General features: G+C 56.1%; 17 protein-coding genes. 3 read left to right on the forward strand and 14 right to left on the reverse strand.

The window, feature by feature from the left end; translation table 11 throughout:
- Nucleotides 1-23: 23 nt before the first annotated feature.
- From ACFIO0_RS03850 to ACFIO0_RS03870, 5 genes are all read right to left on the reverse strand, one after another.
- On the reverse strand, nt 24-905 hold the full coding sequence (locus ACFIO0_RS03850; RefSeq protein ID WP_390913757.1) for a helix-hairpin-helix domain-containing protein: 882 nt from the start codon (nt 903-905) through the stop codon (nt 24-26).
- 115 nt (nt 906-1,020) lie between these two features.
- On the reverse strand, nt 1,021-2,580 hold the full coding sequence (locus tag ACFIO0_RS03855; RefSeq protein ID WP_390913759.1) for an AAA family ATPase: 1,560 nt from the start codon (nt 2,578-2,580) through the stop codon (nt 1,021-1,023).
- Nucleotides 2,581-2,585: 5 nt separating this feature from the next.
- Nucleotides 2,586-2,834, reverse strand: a complete 249-nt coding sequence (locus tag ACFIO0_RS03860; RefSeq protein ID WP_390913761.1) for a hypothetical protein — start codon at nt 2,832-2,834, stop codon at nt 2,586-2,588.
- Nucleotides 2,831-3,412: a DUF2953 domain-containing protein gene (locus ACFIO0_RS03865; protein ID WP_390913763.1), complete on the reverse strand. Its 582-nt coding sequence runs from the start codon at nt 3,410-3,412 to the stop codon at nt 2,831-2,833. The genes ACFIO0_RS03860 and ACFIO0_RS03865 overlap by 4 nt, the downstream gene beginning before the upstream one ends.
- Before the next feature lie 6 nt (nt 3,413-3,418).
- The gene (locus ACFIO0_RS03870) at nt 3,419-3,775 is read right to left on the reverse strand and encodes a spore germination protein GerW family protein (RefSeq protein ID WP_390913765.1); all 357 of its coding nucleotides are present in this window, start codon (nt 3,773-3,775) and stop codon (nt 3,419-3,421) included.
- A 291-nt stretch (nt 3,776-4,066) separates the two neighbouring features.
- On the opposite strand from ACFIO0_RS03870, the gene ACFIO0_RS03875 reads away from it, so the two are divergent.
- A complete protein-coding gene (locus ACFIO0_RS03875; RefSeq protein WP_390913767.1) occupies nt 4,067-4,798 on the forward strand; it encodes a DUF5765 domain-containing protein in 732 nt (243 codons plus the stop codon).
- A gap of 169 nt (nt 4,799-4,967) precedes the next feature.
- On the opposite strand, the gene ACFIO0_RS03880 is transcribed toward ACFIO0_RS03875, so the two are convergent.
- The 9 genes from ACFIO0_RS03880 to ACFIO0_RS03920 all read right to left on the reverse strand — a co-directional run bounded on the left by ACFIO0_RS03880 (nt 4,968) and on the right by ACFIO0_RS03920 (nt 14,993).
- A complete protein-coding gene (locus ACFIO0_RS03880) occupies nt 4,968-5,537 on the reverse strand; it encodes a nucleotide exchange factor GrpE (protein WP_390913768.1) in 570 nt (189 codons plus the stop codon).
- 28 nt (nt 5,538-5,565) lie between these two features.
- Entirely contained in the window at nt 5,566-6,969 is a 1,404-nt protein-coding gene (locus ACFIO0_RS03885) for a Do family serine endopeptidase (RefSeq protein ID WP_390913770.1), read from the reverse strand.
- Between the two features lie 57 nt (nt 6,970-7,026).
- On the reverse strand, nt 7,027-7,536 hold the full coding sequence (locus ACFIO0_RS03890) for an Hsp20 family protein (protein WP_390913771.1): 510 nt from the start codon (nt 7,534-7,536) through the stop codon (nt 7,027-7,029).
- A gap of 44 nt (nt 7,537-7,580) precedes the next feature.
- Entirely contained in the window at nt 7,581-7,982 is a 402-nt protein-coding gene (locus ACFIO0_RS03895) for an Hsp20 family protein (protein ID WP_390913773.1), read from the reverse strand.
- A gap of 24 nt (nt 7,983-8,006) precedes the next feature.
- Nucleotides 8,007-8,450 (reverse strand): Hsp20 family protein, encoded by a 444-nt coding sequence (locus ACFIO0_RS03900; RefSeq protein WP_390913775.1) that lies wholly within the window; start codon nt 8,448-8,450, stop codon nt 8,007-8,009.
- 400 nt (nt 8,451-8,850) lie between these two features.
- Nucleotides 8,851-11,508 (reverse strand): erythromycin esterase family protein, encoded by a 2,658-nt coding sequence (locus ACFIO0_RS03905; protein ID WP_390913777.1) that lies wholly within the window; start codon nt 11,506-11,508, stop codon nt 8,851-8,853.
- Nucleotides 11,509-11,591: 83 nt separating this feature from the next.
- Nucleotides 11,592-12,575: a zinc-binding alcohol dehydrogenase family protein gene (locus ACFIO0_RS03910; RefSeq protein WP_390913779.1), complete on the reverse strand. Its 984-nt coding sequence runs from the start codon at nt 12,573-12,575 to the stop codon at nt 11,592-11,594.
- A 551-nt stretch (nt 12,576-13,126) separates the two neighbouring features.
- On the reverse strand, nt 13,127-13,654 hold the full coding sequence (locus ACFIO0_RS03915; protein ID WP_390913781.1) for a universal stress protein: 528 nt from the start codon (nt 13,652-13,654) through the stop codon (nt 13,127-13,129).
- The gene (locus tag ACFIO0_RS03920) at nt 13,626-14,993 is read right to left on the reverse strand and encodes a class I SAM-dependent methyltransferase (RefSeq protein WP_390913783.1); all 1,368 of its coding nucleotides are present in this window, start codon (nt 14,991-14,993) and stop codon (nt 13,626-13,628) included. Before ACFIO0_RS03920 ends, ACFIO0_RS03915 begins: the two co-directional genes overlap by 29 nt.
- Nucleotides 14,994-15,332: 339 nt before the next feature.
- Between ACFIO0_RS03920 and ACFIO0_RS03925 the strand changes: the two genes are divergently transcribed.
- Together ACFIO0_RS03925 and ACFIO0_RS03930 are read left to right on the forward strand one after the other, a co-directional pair.
- Entirely contained in the window at nt 15,333-16,355 is a 1,023-nt protein-coding gene (locus tag ACFIO0_RS03925; RefSeq protein ID WP_390913785.1) for a universal stress protein, read from the forward strand.
- 227 nt (nt 16,356-16,582) lie between these two features.
- A complete protein-coding gene (locus ACFIO0_RS03930) occupies nt 16,583-20,179 on the forward strand; it encodes a DUF3131 domain-containing protein (protein WP_390913787.1) in 3,597 nt (1,198 codons plus the stop codon).
- The last annotated feature ends 2 nt before the right edge of the window (nt 20,180-20,181 follow it).

The raw sequence follows: 20,181 nt of genomic DNA on the forward strand, positions 1-20,181 counted from the left end.
ATAATTTGGGGTTCATGTGCTCATCATGGGCCTGGGCCCAGGTCTTTGTAGTGAAGCGCGCAGGACTTCTCTTGCCCACGAATAACGCGCTTGCCGTCCAGCGGGCCACCATGTTCCGTAACAACTGTGACTTGCGCCTCAGGCTGATCAGCACGTTCGAAATAGATCACCACCCAATCGCGGGTTTTTCCAAAGCGCTGCGCGTTTGGCGTGTTGGAAAAGAGTGCGGTGAACTGCCAATCGTTTTGTTCAGTATGCAGGATTGGTAATCGGGTATCGCCCGTCGGATTGAACCTGCGGGGTTTGATCGTGGGTAGCCGATCCAAATTGCTGCGATAAGCCTGATCAACCGCAAGGATGTCAGCGACAGACGGTTGTTGTCGATCTATTGGGGCGTGTCGTGGACGTCTGCGCGCGAGCATGTCAGCCAGAGAATGACGCAGGCTTTCGACCCGGCGCGGACCGATCCCCTTGATGGCGGCCAGTCGTCCGTCATAGGCTGCGGCCTCTAGTGCTTCTAATGTTTCAATGCCCAGATCCTCATGGATTTGGCGGGCCAACGCCGGGCCAATCATCGGAACCGTCCGCAGTATCTGTTCAGGGTCGGCCGCACCGCGCAGCCGGTCCAACACGCCCGATCCACCCGTATCGAGAATTTCGGCGATGGTGGCCGCGATGGATTGTCCGATAGTCGGCAAATCATCCAGCCCGCGTTTGCCCCCACGTTGATAGTCAAGCCGAACGGGATGGGGCAAACCGCGCAGGTAACTCGCCGCATCACGGTAAGCCCGGACGCGGAACAGCGATGCGTTCTGCTGGTCCAAAAGGCGTGCCACTTCATCCAGTTTGTCAGCAACAAAGCGGTTTTCGGACAAAGCGTCCTCGGGTGCAGGTTGGGGAGCCATGGTATCCTCCGATCAATTCCTTTCCTCACTTTAACTCAGCCGCAAGCGTTCCTTATTGATCGCCATCAATGGGGATCGGGCGTATGGTGTGTATGGTGTGTAGAGAGCGGACAGATCAATCTGCGGCGGGGATTGCGCCAGCTTCCCTCAACACAAGGTCGATGCGCAGGGCAGTGTCCGCAATCGAGCCAGCGGCGGCAATGATCGTCCAGTCGTGCGGCGGCGCGGTATTTGCAACTTGTGCCCGCACCACATCCGCATCAGCGTCAGAGGCATCGCCGCGCCGAGCCGTCACCCTATCAATCAATATGTCGGGTGGGGCCTCCAGCCAAAACCGATGCAACGCAATGCCGGTACCCGCTGTTAGGTTTGTTGCCCTTTCCCTGTCGTCGGGGTTCAGAAACGTCGCATCAATCAACACGGAATGGCCGGTATTCAAGGTGTTGCGTGCACGTTGAATGATCCTGTCATAGATGGCTGTGCGTGCTGTGGGCGTATAGGCGGACGCGCCAAGGCGGGTGCTGGGGGCTGCGCCGCGCATCGCCTTGCGCTCTGTATCGCTGCGCAAAAGGACCGCCCCGGGTGCCGCCCCGATTTTGGGTGCCACTTCTTGCGCCACGGTTGTTTTACCGCTCCCCGAAAGACCACCAATCAGGACAAGCACAGGTTCAGGTGGGGACAAAACGGCAAGCGCCTCGGCCAGATAAAGTGTGGCGTCCTTATCAATTGGCGATCCTGTCGCAAGGGCCGTTTGGGCCGCTACCATTGCGCGAATTGCGGCGCGGACCGCGATGAACAGGGGCAATGTGGTCAGCCCGTTGTCCTGGTTTCCCATGGCCGCCAGCAGATAGGATCCAAGGACGATATTGGCGGCGCGATCAAGGGCGCGATGTCGCAAATCCATAATCAGAAACGCCAGATCATATAGGACGTCGCATGTTCCCAGCACTTCATCGAATTCCAGCGCATCAAAGGGAACCGGCTTGCCGCCCAACATCACCAAATTGCGCAGATGCAGATCGCCGTGGCACCGACGCACATGACCCTCAGCGCTGCGTTGGCGTAAAAGCGGCTCAATGTTATTTAATGCGGCGTGGCTTTGCGCATGAAACCGGGCAATGAGTGCAGTGTCCAGCACGCCATCCAACTCTGCAAATACCCGGTCCAATTCATCCAATATATCGGTGATCAGCGTCGCACCGTCAGCGGTACGCTGCGGCGTCTTGGCGTGGTAGTCAAACACGCTCTGCCCAAGGTCGCGGGCAAGCGCGTCATCCAGTCGCCCCTCATCCGCAATCACTGACAATTCATCCGACGTCGGGAACCTGCGCATCCGTAGAACCCATTCGACAGGTATCCCATCGCCATCCAGCGCAAGTTGCCCGTTCGCCGCGCGGGTGACAGGGATCACGGTTTGGTAAATCTCGGGGGCGATCGGTTGGTTCAACGCCAACTCGCGTCTGATCATCTTTTCGCGCAAATCAAGCGTCGACAGGTCCATGTAATCGTAGCATACGGCGCGCTTGATCTTGAGCGCGACATCGCCTGCAAGAAAAATAATCGCACCGTGTGTCTGGACGACGTCGACGGGGGCGCCGCCGGGATGCGTATCGCCAGACGAAAGAAACGCGATCACTTCGTCCTGCTTTTCGAAGGATTGGGAAGTCTGGGTCATGCCGGTTAACCCGCATCAAGCACGGTGCGCCAAGCACCGGGGCACAGATTTTCCACATGTTCACGCGTCATTGGATTGCCTTCTAGCCCAAAGGCATTCAATGCCGCGCCTTGCCTGATCAAAACCGCAACTGGGTGTTTTCGTCCAGTAAAGAAAACAATGCCATTGCTGTGGATGACTTTAACGGCGCGGTCAGACAGCACCGCAATCCGCGACGGTCCGACGTTGATCATCTGATCCAGCGAAACTGTCATCGTCCCGGTCCAAACGCGCGCCATGCAAACCGCGTGACCGGGAAAAGCAGCGCGGCCACAGTGACACGAACGACTGCCGTCACGCTGCCATCCAAGCTGGGTTTGGTGAAGTCCGGGCGCAAATCCAGCGTAACATTTGTAGGTATCGGGCCAGCATATTGCAAGGGCATCAACAGCCCACACAGCCGTCCGGTTTCTGCAGGATCGCTAAGGCCGTAATCCGCGTCAATGTGCAGTTTTTTCAGATGAATGCGATGCAAGATACCTATGACTAGGGTCGGCAAAGCCCGAACCGCAGCACCATGACCGCGCTTACGCGAGGGTATTCTGCGTCGTTTCGGTCTTGCCGTTTTTGGCCTATGCTCGGCTTTGTCTTTGGCGACTGGACCTTTGCGGGGCCCATCCGCCAGCGTAAGACGGGGGGCCAGTCCGGCCAGTGCGCGCATCTCGACCCGGTAGGCGAATTGCGGCGATGTGGTCAGATGCACCCTGACAAACACTGGTGTGATTAGGGCCAGACAAACCAAGGCCAGTATGAAAAGCAATAACCACAGGATGATTGCGATCAGCAATGCCATAGCAATTCAGGTGCCGTCTGACTTGGCTTTTGAGGTTGCCATCTTGTCCACGACGGCGGTCGCAGCTTCGGCGGCAATTTCGGTCATACTGGTCAATGCCCCCTTGACGGATTCAACCCGCGCGCCGTCTTTGTCAATGATGATAGCACCCAGTGGTTTGATCCCGCCACCAGCGCCTGTTCCGGCTGAATTCCCCGATTTCTGGCCGGCATTTCCGCCTGCGCCAAACCCAAAGCCATAGCTGACAATTGGGATAACAGTCGCGCCGTCACGTTCAATCGGATCGCCAAGGACATTCTTGGCGTTCAGTAAACGGTCAAGTTCTTCCACGGTGCCTTTCAGCAGTTTTTCAACGCCTTCCATTGGCTTCTCCTTTGCATTTGAGGTGTGAATGAAAGGATTAGCTGACGGCGGGTCGGGCCAATTGACTCTGATCAATTGGCGTTCATCAATCGCGCTTTTGCGCCTTCTGGGTCTGGCAAACGGGCTGGAATTCATTTGGGTCTCCACCAGGGTTTCCAGTGATATGCGGTTCCTTTTGGGGCAACGGTTTGGGAAACAGATATCAGTGACAACATCAAAGACGAGAATTGATCAGCATCAACCCGTCCGGGTGAGCAGGCCTTACTTTTGGATGAAAAGGATCATGCGACGATGTGTTGGAGTGTAGAAGCGTCCGTTGGGATGGTCGCAGTCGGTACAATTGCGTCCGCAGTCACGTACCGGCGCGGCGACCCGCCTGCAATCTGGCTGACATTGGGGTTCTTTGCGATAATGGAGGCGCTGCAAGTCGCGGGATACGGCGTTGTCGACCAATGCGGGACAGCTTCAAACACGTCGGTGACAGTACTGTCCTACCTACACATTGCGGTACAGCCATTCTTCATCAACGCGTTGGCCATGGAGCTTGTCCCCGGCGTTGTTAAACGCCGCGTGCGGGTCTGGGTATTTGCAGCCTGCGCAGTGTCGTCACTTGTAATGCTGGCGCAAATTTCACCCGCATCCCAACTTGGGGCGTGCCAACCCGGCAGCCCGTTGTGTGCTGACCGATGGTGTACGGTTTCGGGTGATTGGCATATTGCATGGGATGTCCCCTATAATGGTCTGCTCGTCAGGGTAGAGCGGATATTTGGCATTTATTCCGGATTTCCAACATATATGATTGCTGCGTTTATCTTGCCTTTGATCTATGGCGCGTGGCGTTTTGTCATCGTTCATGCGGTCGCGGGGCCGATCCTTGCCGCCAGTCTGACAACAAACCCAAACGAGATGCCTGCGATATGGTGCCTTTTCTCAATAGCGATCTTGCTGATCAGCTTGAGCCCCGTTGTCAGAAAAACGGTCTCAACCACGCATTGGTGGGGCAGGCCCGTTGTGCCAGATTAGGTGTGCCGTCAAAGGGAAGGTCGACCGCTGAGTGGAACAGCCGACGTCGTTGCATCTTGACTGGTGTCAGGCAGTCTATCCGTGATCACAGAGGCTAAGGTTTCATGTGGCAAAAGTTGATGGACTCTTTGCCTCAAGACTTTCACGAGCCGCGCAAGATGCAGCGGCCTTAGTCTTTTTCCTTTTTGCTCGGGTTCTTTTTCGGCTTGCTGGGGCTTGCGCTCACGGTCACATGAGCCGGGCGGATCAGCCGCTGTCTCAGTGCAAATCCAAGCCGATGCAGAACAAGGACCTCTCCGGGATTGGCTTTGTCGGTTTCCTGCATTTGCAGGGCTTCATGCAGCACCGGATCAAAAGGAGTGTTCCTCGGTTCGATCAGTCTGACACCAAGCGCCTTTAGTCCGGTCTCAAAGGCACTCTTGGTTTTGTTCAGACCCTCCAGATGCGCGGCAATGCGGGGGGCATCGGCACCCTTGTTGGCGCGCGCGGATTCAATCGCCAGACAGATGTCATCATAGGCAGGGGCAAGTGCCTCTACTGCGAGGGCTACGCCATGGTCACACCCGTCCAAACGGGCCACGTCGGCGCGTTTGCGGGCGTTCTCGGCCTCGGCAAGTGCGCGCTTCCATTTGTCCGTAAGTACCTCCAGTTCCGCCTCCGGGTCCCGGGTGGTTGCTTTGGGTTCATCTGCTACCGGATCATCGGTGGCTTGATTGATCTCGTCTTTGTTCTCTTCCATGCTGCGTTCCTTTCATGGGTTACTGGCGCTAGCGGACAAGCAGAAATATGCGGGCTGATCCGCGTTGGATGGTCAACGCCAGCGCGCCGTCGATGGAGGCAAGTTGCTGGCGCAATTCGGCCACTGAAGCGACCGGGACCCGATTGGCGGCCAGAATGATGTCACCCGCTTCCAAACCTGAACGTGCGGCGGGGCTGTCAGCGTCCACTTGGGCGATGACAACACCGGAAACATCGCCATAAAGCGGATCACCCGGTTGCAGGTCACGCAGTTCAGCCCCTGAAAGCCGCCCGAGCCCGCGCTCGCCCGCTCTCGCACCAAGCTGCGCGCCTTTGCGCAACGCAGTTGTCAGTGTCAGCGTTTGGCCATCGCGGATGATGTCGATTTCTATGTCGCGGCCCAGTCGTTTCAGCCCGATCTGACTGCGCAAATCCGCAGATCCGGTAATAGAACGACCATCAACAGAGACAATCAGATCACCGGGCTGCAATCCCGCCGCCTGTGCGGCACTGTCCGGCTCGACTTGGGTGATCACTGCACCGACGCCGGCCTCTAGACCTAGGGCCTCTGCAAGGTCAGGCGTAAAATCCTGGATCATCACCCCAAGTTGTCCCCGCTGGACCTCTCCAAACTCGATCAGTTGATCGACAACAGCGTCGGCCATGTTTGCAGGTACGGCGAAACCGATCCCGACATTGCCACCCGACGGTGCGATGATCGCCGTGTTGATACCAACCAGCCGCCCATCAAGGGTTACCAATGCACCACCGGAGTTGCCGGGATTGATAGATGCATCAGTCTGGATGAAATCCTCGTAGCCTTCGATATTGAGCCCGCTACGGCCCAAGGCGCTGACGATGCCGGACGTCACCGTCTGGCCAAGGCCAAACGGGTTTCCGATTGCCAGGACGTAGTCGCCCACCTGCAGCCGATCACTGTCGCCCAGATCAAGCGCGGTCAAATCCCCGGCCTCGATCCTGAGCAGGGCGATATCCGTGCCGGGGTCGCTGCCGATCAATTGTGCATCGAATTGCCGCCGGTCCTTGAGCGTCACGATGATCCGGTCGCCGTTCTCAACGACGTGGTGGTTGGTCAGCACGTACCCTTCGTCGGCATCAAAAATCACGCCGGATCCCGCGCTCATCTCGCGGCGCGGTTCTGGCTGCTGCGGGATCGGTTGCATGTCGAAAAACTGTCGAAAGAAGGGATCGTTGAACAGCGGGTTTAATTCGGCCGTTTGGCGGCTTTCGACCGAAATGTTGACGACGGCCGGTGTCACTTCGGCCAGCAAGGGGGCCAGTGTTGGCAGCCCATCGTCGTTCAAATAGAGCGGTTGATCCACCGTCTGCGAGGCCACCGGCACCGCGGGTCCCATGGTAAGAATGCAAAGAACTACCATGATGTGGCCAAGACGAGAAACAAGAACAGCCATTGCTTATCTCCTTGATTTTCAGGGGTAGGGGCCGGCATTGCCCGGCCCCTGAATCCGCTACGCAGCTTTTACGGGAATGCGTTTGACTTTTGCCTGCGCCTCGGCAGTCTTGGGCAGGCTTACGGTCAGCACGCCGTTCCTGAATTTGGCGTCGGCCTTGTCAGCGTCGACGCCCGCAGGAAGCGGCACCGTGCGGTAGAACGACCCGTAAGAACGCTCGGACATGTAGACGCCTTTGCGTTCTTCCTCGTGTTCGATCTTCTTTTCGCCACGGATGGTCATCGCGTCGCTGGTGAGCGATATGTCGATGTCTTTTTCGGTCATGCCGGGCAATTCGATTGTGACGTCGACGCTTTTGTCGGTCTCGGTGACGTCGGTGCTAGGACCGAACATGCCCACCACTTCATTGCGCCCAGTCCAACCGTCTTCTACCTTGTCCCAAAAGTCTTGGAACACATGGTTGATCTCGCGTTGCAGCGAAACCAACGGATTTGATCCGTTTTCTCGTTCACTTGCCGGGCTCTTTTCTTTGTCCCGACCCCATGGGATTAGATCGCTGATTTGCATTTTTTGGTCCTCCGATTGCTGTTTTGATCAGTCGCAAAGGCGGATCATGCCGCCTTCACAGAGATTTTTTTCGGCTTGGTTTCCGCCGAGCGTGGTAACTCAAGCCACAGAACGCCGTTCTTGAATTCGGCGTTGATTTTGGCCTGATCGATTTCATCCGAAAGCGTAAAGATGCGGACGTAGTCGCCGACCCGGTATTCGGACGACAGTGCGCGGTAGCCTTCGGGGGCATAGGGCTTGACCGTGCCGCGCAGGGTCAGAACCTGACGTTCAAGCGTCACGTCGACGTCACCCGGTGCCACACCCGGCATGTCGGCTGTGATCACCGTGGTCTCGTCACGCTCAAAGATGTCGACTGCGGGTGTAAACGCCATCGCTCTGCGATTTGCATCACCGTTGTTTGTCGCAACGTCGCGTGTGTCTTGGGGTGCGAGTTCTTGTGCCATGATACTCTCCTTTCAATCGTGGTTTCAGTTGGTTTTGATTGCAATGCGCTTGGGCTTGTCGCCTTCGGGCCGCTGCATTTCGACCGTCAGAACACCGTTGTCAAAGCGTGCATCTATTTTGTCTGGATTGACCCGGAACGGCAGATCGACCGAGCGCAGGAAAGCCCCATCCGCACGCTCGCGGCGATGCCAGACGATATCCTCGCCGTTTTCAGGCTCCGGATAGGTGCTGCGAATGGACAGCATTGTGTCTTTGACTGTCAGCTCGATGTCTTTTTCGGTCAGACCGGGCAGTTCGGTGGTCATCACGATGCTGTCCTCACCGGCCCAGAAGTTGACCGGCGGGTAGGTGGCGGATTGGCCGGGCGTTCTGACACCGTCAAAAAGCCGGTTCATGGCCGTTTGCATCCGGCGCATATCGGCGAACGGATCGCCATTGCTGAGTGGGGAAAAAACTGTTTGTAGCATTGCAGTACTCCTTTTTGATGTGACGTGGTCAGGCGCTGTACCGCCCCCGGACGGAAACGGATTTCGGCTCCAAAGACGTCCGGATAGGCAAGCGATGTGTGAGAGGTGCGTTTGGATCGCGGTCAGGCATGGAACGCTGAACGATCAAACAGGCCGGCGGTGCACGCGCACCTTGATGGACCTGAATGGCAGCCAAAGGAACGGCTGCATCACGCCCGCCATCCATTGTTCCATTTCCCGAAGACCCGTTACCGGCATCTCCGGCAAACGATTTGGGAAGCGATCCCCGAGCTGTCAAGAACCGCGATAGAAATTTTGGGGGCAGCCAATGCGGCAGTTCAATGGGTCTCATTTTATCTTCCTCAAGTGGGTTCTTGACCGACGGGATCGCGAGGCTAGTTCACAAGCCAAACGGATAGGTTTTGTCCTCTTTGATATTTGTCAGTGTGGGCAGCGCGGAGACCGCCCGTGTCTGGTCAAACCAGACAAAAGCGTCATACTGTTTTGCCAAGTAGGCATAGCTGTAGTGGCTCGCGCGTTCAGTCTCGGACCGGTAGATGACGCCGATGTAGCGCTGCAATCTTTGCTGGTTCAGGAGCCGCAGGAATTCAGGGGGGTGTTCCTTTTTGAAATCCCACAGAAAACGTTCAAGATCGACGTCGTGACACAGTGCCTCGTAGCTTTGGGGCCGCGGCGGGCGGATGTCTTTTGTTTCCAGCGGGGCGTCCCACTCGGAGGCGGCGGCAACGGTGCCAGATGCGGTTCCAAATCCGATCAAGGCGACCGTATCGCCGTATTCCTCGCGGCACAGCTGTCCGATGTTCAACTCGCCACGGACCCTGCCCATATCGGTGTGACGCGCATCGCCAATGTGGGAATTATGTGCCCAGACCACGATTTTCTTGTCTGGGCCTGCATGGGCCATTATCTGGCGCAACGTCTGGAACATGTGTTTGTCGCGTAAGTTCCAAGACAGCCGGGAGCCGTAATACATCACGCGATAATAGCGTTCCGCATTCGTAACCAGTCGTGCGTTTTGTGCTGCATCAAAAAACTGGTCACCATCTTGCGCGGTATAGTCCAATTGCTGCTTAAGCAGGTCGATCAGAATTTGCGTAACCGGTTTTTCGCAATTGGAAAATCCGGGTGAAAGGGCGGCGCGACCATAAGACGCGGGGTCCTGCGACCACGCTGACAAGCACGCGTAGCGCGAGCGGGCCACAGCGGCCGCCGCTCTGTCTACCCGGTCAAGGTACGCCAGAACCGCCGCAATCGATGCGTTCATATTATAGAAGTCAAGGCCATAGAAAGCGACGCGATCATCGGCTTTTCTTGCCCGGTTATATTGCTCCAAATAGCGTGTGAACGCATCGAACTCTACGTTGCGCCACATCCATGTGGGAAAGCGCGCAAAAGGCGAAGGTTTCATCGACCCGGGCCGCTTTTGCCGGATGTAGCGGTCAACCATTGCAGCGTCAGGCCAGTCGGCTTCGACGGCGACACTGGAAAAGCCGTGTTTTTCGATCAAGCGCCGGGTGATGGCGGCCCGTGCGTGGTAGAATTCCGAGGTGCCATGAGATGCTTCGCCCAAAAGCACCACACGCTTTGATCCGAACCGATCGAACGCTTTGGCAAAATCAGGATCATTGATCTGGGGCAAAGGTTCGGCGGCGGCGCGCAGGACAGATCGTACGGTGTCGGTTCTTGGCGGCGGTACGGGTTTTGGCTGTGTCGTGGCCTGTGTGCGAAGATGTGTTTTGAACCAATTGGCAGCATGATCAACCGCACTGTCCAATGTGCCGGTTTCTTCAAATAGGTGGCCGGCACCTGAAACGATCTCCAGCTTCTTTTCACATTTCAAGGCAATAAGAGCTTGTTTGTTCAGCCGGATGACATCGTGATCCAGACTACCGACGATCAACAATGTTGGGCTGGAGACCTGAGGAAGAAACTCCATGGCAAGGTCGGGCCGACCGCCCCGCGATACGACCGCAGCCACCCGGCTCTTAAGTTCAGCGGCAGCAACAAGGGCGGCCCCGGCACCTGTGCTTGCCCCAAATAGGCCAAGTGGCAGATCTTCAAGGTCAGGCTCGGAGGTGATCCAGATTGAGGCTTCAATCACGCGGTCGGCCAACAGCGGAATGGCAAAAACGTTGCGGCGATCCTGCCCTTCCTGCGGTGTCAGCAGATCGAACAGAAGTGTCGCAAACCCTGCCGCATTGAGTTTCCTAGCCACATCTGTGTTGCGCGGTCTGTTTCGACCGGAGCCGCTGCCATGGGCAAACAGAACGATGCCGCGCGGGTCCGGCGGGACCGTCAGATCACCGAGCAACCCGAGCGGTGGGATGGCCACTTGCCGTTTGTGGATGCGTTTCTTGGCCGTATCTGCGGTATGTGTCGTGCCGGTCGAAACTTGACCCAACAGGCCCACTGTTTCGTCGTCGGTGAGTTGATGAAAGTCGCGATAAAAGCCGCCTACACCGTGAAATGACGTCACAGGATGAAGGCAAATGATGTCGTCGGCTTGATCGGATATCTCTTGTAAAGCTGCTTTTGGGGCAACCGGGAGGGCAACGATGATCCGTTCCGGACTGTTGCGTTTCAGCCCGATCAGAGCCGCCTTCATTGTGGCACCAGTGGCCAGCCCATCGTCCACCGCAACAACGGTTCGACCCTTTGGGTCTAGCCTTGGCTGATCTCCTAAATATCGCTTTTTGCGACGCTCAAGTTCAACCCTTTGATCGGCCACAGCCCGTTCAAGATAATCCCCGTCGGCACCTGAAAGCTGTTTGACGTCCTTGTTAATGACAATTTCGCGGGTAGCACCCTCGACAATCGCACCGAGGGCGACCTCCGGATTATTGGGTGCACCGATTTTGCGCACAAGGAGCAAATCAAGCGGCGCGTTAAGCTTTTTTGCGACCTCGACTGCGACGGGCACACCGCCACGGGGCAGGGCATAAATCAGCGGCCTGTCAAGTTCCAGCCCCGCCAAAGCGTCTGCCAATTGCCGACCTGCGTCAGCGCGACCTGCAAATGTGAAGGCTATTTGTTCCATAGCGTCAAGGATATGGCATCTGCGGCGTTTCGAGATTGAGTTTTGTCAATCGTGGCACGAAATTTAAACCGCTTGAAAATACTCTAGGGGACAAGCACCGCAGCACCGCTCAGATGGCCGTTGCGTAGGTCGCGCAAGGCTTCATTTGCGTCTTTGAGCGCATAGGCCGTCGTATGGGTTTGAACACCGGCCTTTTCAGCAAGCGGAAAAAATGCCTCGCCGTCCTGCCGCGTCAGGTTGGCGACGGACATGATCTGTCGTTCATGCCATAAATCGGCATAGGGAAAGGATGGGATATCACTCATGTGAATACCTGCACAGACGACGCGACCGCCCTTGCGCACCGCTTTCAAAGCTTTGGGGACAAGCGCACCCACGGGTGCAAAGATGATCGCTGCGTCCAATGATAGATCCGGGTCCTCGTCTGAACCGCCTGCCCAGATGGCACCATTCGCGCGCGCGAAATCCTGCCCAACACTATCGCCCGGTTGCGTAAAGGCATAGACGTCGCGGCCTTGCCATGCCGCGATCTGGGCAAGGATGTGTGCCGCCGCGCCAAATCCATAGAACCCTAGCTGCTGCGCCTCACCTGCCATGGTGTAACTGCGATACCCGATCAGTCCGGCGCACAGCAGTGGTGCCAAATGGGCCGGATCGGCATCACCGCAAAGCGCAAACACATATGCCGCATCGGCAACGCATTCTTGGGCAAATCCACCGTTCAACGTATATCCGGTAAAGCCGGGTGCATCACAGAGGTTTTCGCGACCTGTGCTGCAATAGGGGCAGCGACCGCAGGTCCGTCCCAGCCATGGCACACCCACGCGCTGACCTATGGCCAACCCTTCGACATCACCACCCACTTGCACGATCCTACCGACAATTTCGTGTCCGGGGATCAGTGGCAGCACCGGGTTCTTCAGTTCTGCGTCGACGATGTGCAGATCCGTGCGACACACACCGCACGCCTCAATAGCGACCCGCACCTGTCGAGGGCCGCAGGTTGGCGGTGCGACATCTTCATACCGAAGTTTAGTCGCACCTTTGTGCAGAACCATTGCGTGCATAGCATTTTCTCCAAAGTTGGCTGTCGCTTGTAGCGCGTCTACGGCGCATGAGAATGATGCGCATCAATTGGCCAACGCCCGAATGCCACCGCCTTCTGGACATTTCATCAGCAAATTCTTGCCAGATAAAAATTAGATACGGACATCTTGATTGGAATCAATCGGCGATGAATATATTTTGAAACACGTAAATCACGTTCGTACTTTGTCCTGTGTGGAGGTGGGGAATTTACTATGGTAGACCATTCTGGAACCCTGGATATCATGCGGAAGCTTGGCCCCGGTGGGCGGTCACTTCCATGCCAAATTCAGTCAAACCGAAAAGAACTGACACATGACTTGCAGAAATACCTGCATGTTCTGGGTCCAACGCCGAAACGCTGCCTAGAATCGCTCGCGGATCTGGGGCTGTCTGATCCTGAGATTGGGCGCTATTTCAAGATTCCCAAAGATATTGTCACTGACCTTCGGCAAGCCTGGAAAATTGACGGCGAAATCTGAGGCCATTGCGCCTTGAGCACGGCAGTGTTCGGGGTCGCTGATGCGTTGGACTACCTGACCGCTAGAACACTGCAGGCCGCGTAATGCAGCACTTTTTGCGACACGCTGCCCAATACGGTGCCTTCGAGAGCCCCAAGTCCGCGTGACCCGATGGCGATCATATCGACCTTGAATTGCGCGGCCGATTTTAGGATTTCCTCGGCATAATCGCCCGAACGCACTGATATCTCGACGGTTTTGGCACCTTTTTCTGCACAAAGCGCTTTCGCTCTGTTGACAATCTGGTCGCCGAGAACTGCAATGATCCTTGCCGTCCTGGCGTCTGTTGCGTCGCCGCCCAGAAGTTCAGGATAGCTTCTTGGTACATACGCCGTGCCCGGCGAGACAACACTTTGCGCCTCTTTGACGAGATGTTCTACCTCGGCCATATGCACGAGCTCTGCGGCTGGACGACCGTGCATCAAGACATGCACGATAAACAGATCTGCGTGCAAATTGCTTGCCAATTCGGCTGCCACGTCGACGGCCCGTTGCGCGGTCAGCGACCCGTCAACGGCTAGAAGAATTTTGTTGATCATTGTCTTGCTCCTTACGAGAGTTGAAATGTGAATTATCTGATCCGTGCGAACAAATTGGCCGCCCATCTTTGGCGACAATCGCCGGGCGTGCCGTACCATTCGCATCCGTGGTCGCGCCCAAATCTGATTGGTCATAAAGGTAGTCTCGGGTCAGTGGAACGGCATCGATATTTCGGGACAACTGGAATTGGAAAACCGCCTGTGGGCCATTGCGAAAGGTTTGCTCACACGCAGCAAGATAGAAGCGCCACATCCTGACAAAGCGATCATCATACATCGCCGCGACCTGATCTTCATTCTGTCGAAACCGATCGTACCAGTGCCGCAACGTATAGGCATAATGCAGCCGCCAACATTCAATGTCCGTTGCCCACAATCGGGCTTTTTCGACGGCGCGGATGGCTTCTGAAGCAGTAGGGATGTAGCCGCCCGGAAAGATGTATTTGGCAAGCCAAGGGTTCGTTCCCGTCGCAGGCGCAATCCAGCCAATCGTGTGGATGAGCGCAATGCCGTCAGGAGAGAGCCGGTCGCGGATGGTCTGAAAATAACTATTAAAGTGGCGCAGGCCCACATGTTCGAACATCCCAACCGAGACAATCCTGTCGAAACTGCCTTCAACATGACGGTAGTCGCAGAGCCGGAAGTCGATCCTGTCCGCCAAACCTTCGCGTTTTGCACGCTGCGTTGCGTAGATGTGCTGTTCTTGCGATAGTGTAATGCCGACAACCCGGGCACCAAAGCCTTTTGCCAGCGTCAACGCCATTCCGCCCCAACCGCATCCGATGTCCAAGACCGTCATGCCCGGTTCGATCATCAGTTTGCGGGCGATGTGTTCCTTTTTATGCGCCTGCGCCTGATCCAGTGTCTCGGTCGGTGTTTTGAAATAGCCGCACGAATACTGCCGGTCCTCATCCAAAAACAGGTCATACAGACGCCCCGACAGGTCATAATGGTGTACCACGTTGCCGCGCGCGCGCTCGACGATGTTGTTTTGCGTCAGCCAGCGAAGGGCGGCGCGGGATTTTAGCAGCGGCTTTTGCCACCAGACCCGATTCCCTGCAACACGCTGAACATTCCGTACGATCAACGCCAGAAATTCCTGCAAATCATCCCCGTCAATCATCAGCGCCCCGTTCATGTACGCTTCGCCCAGGGCCAATTCCGGATTCAATGCCAGATGCCTCACGGTTGCGGTGTCGCGCAAACGAACTCTTACCGGATCGCCGCCCAAGGTGCCGTATCTGTGACTATCTCCGGACGGCATGATGACGTGCAGTGCACCGTCTTGTATGAGTGACCGCAGCATTCTGTCGAGCGCGTATTCTGCAAACTGGATCATCAGATCACTTTCTGTCCTGGGTACATTTATCTCGGTCTAATCAGGCGGCGAGAAAGGTACTGTGCGTGCTGGTAAATCATATTCAAAAACGCGATGGATAGCCGCGTATCATCCGGAACGATGCCGTCAGTTTGCCTAGCTTCGCGCATGAAACAGAAACCATATTGACACTGATCAATCGGTGAAAAGATTTCGGGTCTAGTCTGGTCATGTGTGGTTTCGTTGCTCGATTGCACGGTAGCCGTACTGAAATGCTCTGAATGCCAACGCGAGATAAGTTCGTTTTTCGGACTCTTATGGCTTTGCCAGAGACATCTGCATCAAAGGATGGCGCGCACAATGACCCGATCACAACAGGCAATGCCGCCCGGCAAGGACCGACTGTCAGAACCGGGACAGGCCTTTGAAACATCGGATGTTTTGGTGTTTGTAGAAGACGCGGCAATAACTGCGGCGGGCGTCAACCATGCACAAAAAATCGCGGGCGTATTTGGCGGTAAAGTGGTCTTGGTGCAGGTGTTGTGTAAACCTGTAAACGGCAACGGTCCGATTGATCCGGTGGAATGGGACATAAAGAAACAACAAACCCTAAAGCAATTGGGAATGCTGACAAAGGGATCGGAAGGGGCCAACCAACCCTGCAGCGTCGAACTTCTTGAGGGGCAATGCGTCAACCGGATCAAGGCGTTCATGGAACACCGACAGGGCGACATGGCTGCGTCTCTGCGACCCCGCAGCGATATAGAGTGGTATTTGAGCGAGACGGCTTGGGGTGTGCTTTTGTCGCAAAGTGCCGCGGTTCTGATGATCCCGGATGACGCAGCGATTGAGCCGAATGCGCAATACCGCCGAATTTTGGTACCTCTCGATGGGTCGTCCCGTGCAGAAGCGGCGTTGCCGGTGGCCATGAAGCTGGCTCGGGCTGAACACGCCGAACTGATCGTATGTTACGTCTTGCCCGCGCCCAGCCTGACAGAGCTCGCGGCAGGGGACCCTGAGACCGAGCGTCTGCACGCCCTTGTCAGGCATCGCAATGAACAAGCTGGCAAAACCTATCTTGACCGGATCAGGAAACGGTTTGAACGCAACGGCCTGAAAATTTCAGTCAGAGTTTCCCACAGTGGTGATGCGCGACGCGCATTGATCGACATCATATCAAAAGAAAATACGGACTTTGTGGTTATGACGACACATGGACAAAGCGGACACAGAGACGTGCCCACTGGTGATGTGGCACGGTACGTTTTGACCAATGCGGATATTCCGGTGCTGCTGGTACGTCCTCGAAACAACCGTGACAACAATCACGCATTCGGCAAGCTGTCGTCAACGGGGGTCAGGCAACCGGCTGGCACGGACTGATGACTGCACCGGACAGGCCTTTGATTGATGCAAGAACCGGGCCGGAGGCGGACGCGCTGCACCACCGAGTTGTCTCAGGCCCACCCACGTTTCTTGACATCTACCGGGTTCTGCCAACCTTGGGTGAATGGTTTGAAAGGGTTCGCAGGTATTGTTCCGAACCGCCGCCCAGTCAGGAACGTGCAGCAGACTGGATCTTGGACAACGATTACCAAATCCTCCGCGCGTTGCGGCGCTTGGATGAGGATTTTCCTCCGCAATTCTACCAAAGACTGCCAGCGCTTGCCCAACCCGATGGCGCAGGAACGCCGCATGCGTTTGCCGTGTCGCAGGCCGTCTATAATGTTTTAGAGCCACAGATCACACTGACGGGCCTTACCGATTTCATTGCGCAATATCAGCAGTCCGCAGAACTGACTAACGCTGAACTTTGGGCAATGCCATCGATGCTGCGGCTGGTATGCCTGGAGCGGTTCATCCACGCTGTTGGGGCGATGGATAAAGCACTGATGCCACAGGTAAAGCTGAGCACAGAGACCTTGACCGCACCCGAAACCCGGCCTGTCGATGCCGTTGCAAAAGCAATTACAAATCTGATTGCTGTCAATGCAATAAAATGGCCGGACTTTGTCGATGAGGTCAGCTGCATCGAAGCGGAGCTGGCAAACGATCCCGCCGACATTTATCCAGCCATGACATTTCAGACCCGCAACCGGTACCGCGACGTGGTTGAACAACTGGCATCGCGGTGCGATCACTCGGAACCCGAAGTGGCGCGCATGGCGGTCGCTTTGTCGCGCAATCAGGAAACAGATACCTGCCGCTGGCATGTCGGATATTGGCTGGTCGAGGAGGGCTTGCTGACGCTTGAGGACGCGCTGCAGTGCCGTGTTTCGGGTGTCTTAGCATTGCAGCGTCGCTTGTCGGGTTACAATCGCACCCTTTATGCTGCCGGATTGATCTTGCTTGTGGTTGCAGCGATCTTGGTGTCGGTGATCTATTTATGGGTTCAAGATGCAACTCTGACCCAATGGCTGACCGGCCTTTCAATTACCGTTCTTCCAGCAACGATCCCGAGCGTTTGGTTCGGCCATTGGTTGATTGCCCGGTTTAGCCGCCCGGAAATTTTACCCGAGATGGATTTCTCAAAGGCAGTTCCGCAAGACTATGCCACTGCCATCATTGTCCCGGTGATCATCGCATCCCCCGGCGAAGTGGATGCAATTGCGCAAAAGGTTGAAATTCTGCGTATTGCCAACCCTGATTTCGCGTTTCGATTTGTCATTTTATCCGATATTGCCGATGCACAAACCGAAACATTACCACAAGACATCGAGGTAGAGGCCGCGCTGCAAAAGCGGATTGAAGACCTCAACCGTCGCTACGCTGTGGATGCCAGTCCGCCGTTCGTATTGTTGCATCGTCGCCGTAAATACAACGACGCCGAAGGATGCTGGATGGCATGGGAACGCAAACGCGGCAAACTCGAAGAGTTCAACCGCTACGTTTTGAGGGATGGAAAAGACGCGTTTGACGTGGTTGCAGGCCCTGCCGAAACACTGCGTGGTATCCGGTATGCAATCACGCTGGATGCCGACACGCAATTGCCGCCGGGATCAGCGGTACGCCTTGTCGGCATCATGGCACACCCGCTGAACAGGGCCGTCGTTGATCAAAGTAGCGGGCGTGTTGTGTCAGGTCATGCCATTCTACAACCGCGCATCGAGATTTTACCAAAGCTAGGCAAAGGTACGCATTTCACGCATCTTTATGGCGGCGACACCGCCATAGATATCTACAGCCGGGCCGTGTCAGATGTGTACCAGGATATGTTCGGGACTGGCATCTATGTCGGCAAGGGCATCTACGATATCGCGGCCTTGCATCAAAGCATGTTGGGCCGGGTGCCCGATAACCACATCCTAAGTCACGATCTGTTCGAAGGGCTGCATGGGCGGGCAGCATTGGTCAGCAATCTTGTTTTGTACGAAGACCTACCCGCGACCTATCCGGAATTTGCCATGCGTCAGCATCGCTGGATGCGCGGCGACTGGCAGTTGGTTCCATGGCTTGGACGTAGGGTGCCGACAGCGGAAGGTTGGACCAAAAAGACACCGCTGTCAGGGCTGGATCGCTGGAAGTTGGTGGACAACCTGCGCCGTAGTCTGATGTCACCCGCGTTGCTGTTGTTTTTTCTTGCTGGTTGGCTGCTGATGCCGGGCAGTGCGTTGGTCTGGTCGGGTTTTGCACTTGCGGCACCGGGCAGTTATCTGATCGGCGAAACGTTTGCCATTGCAACGGGCGGTGTGCGGCGCGGCGCGCTGGGCAATGCAGTCCACAATATTCGGACCACCAGCGGACGTTGGTTTTTCTTCATCGCCTTTCTGGTCAGCGACACGCTGATCGCGCTGGATGCAATCTTTCGCACGCTTTGGCGGGTTTATGTCACGGGTAAAAACCGGTTGGAATGGACCTCGGCGGCGCACGCATCGACGCGGTTATCGCACAGCAGCATCCGGCGCGCGTCATGGCATCTGATGTGGCCGTCCTCGGCGCTCGCGGTGGTGATCGCAGGACATCTGGCGCTTTTTGATTTGCAGGGGTTCTGGAGCGCTGTGCCGGTTCTCGTGCTTTGGCTGATCGCGCCGGAGATATCGGTTTGGAGCGCACAACCCCGCTATTTTCGCGCTCAATCATTGAATGACCCACAGCGCAAATTCCTGACCCTTGCGGCACGGCGCACCTGGCATTTCTTTGAGACGTTCGTTGGCCCCGATGACAACTGGTTGCCACCTGACAATTATCAGTTCGGCCAGAAGGAAGAGATCGCGCACCGCACCTCGCCGACCAACATTGGCATGTTCCTTGTGTCAGCATTGGCCGCACGTGACATGGGTTTCATCACCACAAGCGACTTTGCTGCGCGTGTGCGCAATACCCTCGACACGCTTGGGCGTATGGCCAAATATCGTGGTCATCTCATGAATTGGTACGACACCCAAACGCTGGACCCACTTGAGCCGCGGTATGTCTCGGTCGTTGATAGCGGCAATTTGGCGGTGTCGTTGGTCACGCTAAAACAGGGGTGTTTGGATCTTGTTGATGCGCCCGTGATCGTACCTGCAAATTTCAACAGTCTTGAGGTGTCTCTGGATCTGTTGTGCGCAGCACTACGCGGCGTGCCGATGCGCGATTATTCAACTCTGGACCGAACAGAGCGCGCGATCCGGGATCAAGTATCACAGATCATCGCGTCGCCATTGCGGTTGAAAGAAGGACTTGCCGCCCTCGATGGCGTGCATTGGCAGGCGCTTGAGATACTTGCATTGGAGGCAATAGAAAAATCCCCTGATCTTACAGCTGAGCAGGCGAGGGACATCACGACATGGCTGGAAAGGTTCCACCATAACCTGAACGCCATTGCCCGCGATATTGATGCTTTCATGCCTTGGCTAGCAGTCATCGCCGATTGTCCGGACGCAGTTTCTTCTGCCGCCTATGAGATGGCGGGCCAACTGTATTCTGAACCTGACTGGTTGGGCCACAGGGTATCCTCAGAGACATTCATTTCGGTCTTGGACGCATGGGCGGCAACGCACCCCGAAGCCTCCGCTCAGACAAAGGAATGGTTGGATCAGTTGCGCCTGTCCGTGCAAACGGGTTTTGCCAAGCAAGAGACACTGCGCCTTGCCCTTCGCGATCTTGCTGAAAAGGCGGATCAGCTGGCCTTTGATATGGATTTTTCATTTCTGTATGACACGTCCGCACGACTGTTCTGGATTGGGTACAACCAAAGTCTGGAGAAAATGGACACCAGCCACTAAGA

Source organism: Pseudosulfitobacter sp. SM2401 (genome assembly GCF_042932805.1).
GTDB lineage: Bacteria > Pseudomonadota > Alphaproteobacteria > Rhodobacterales > Rhodobacteraceae > Ascidiaceihabitans.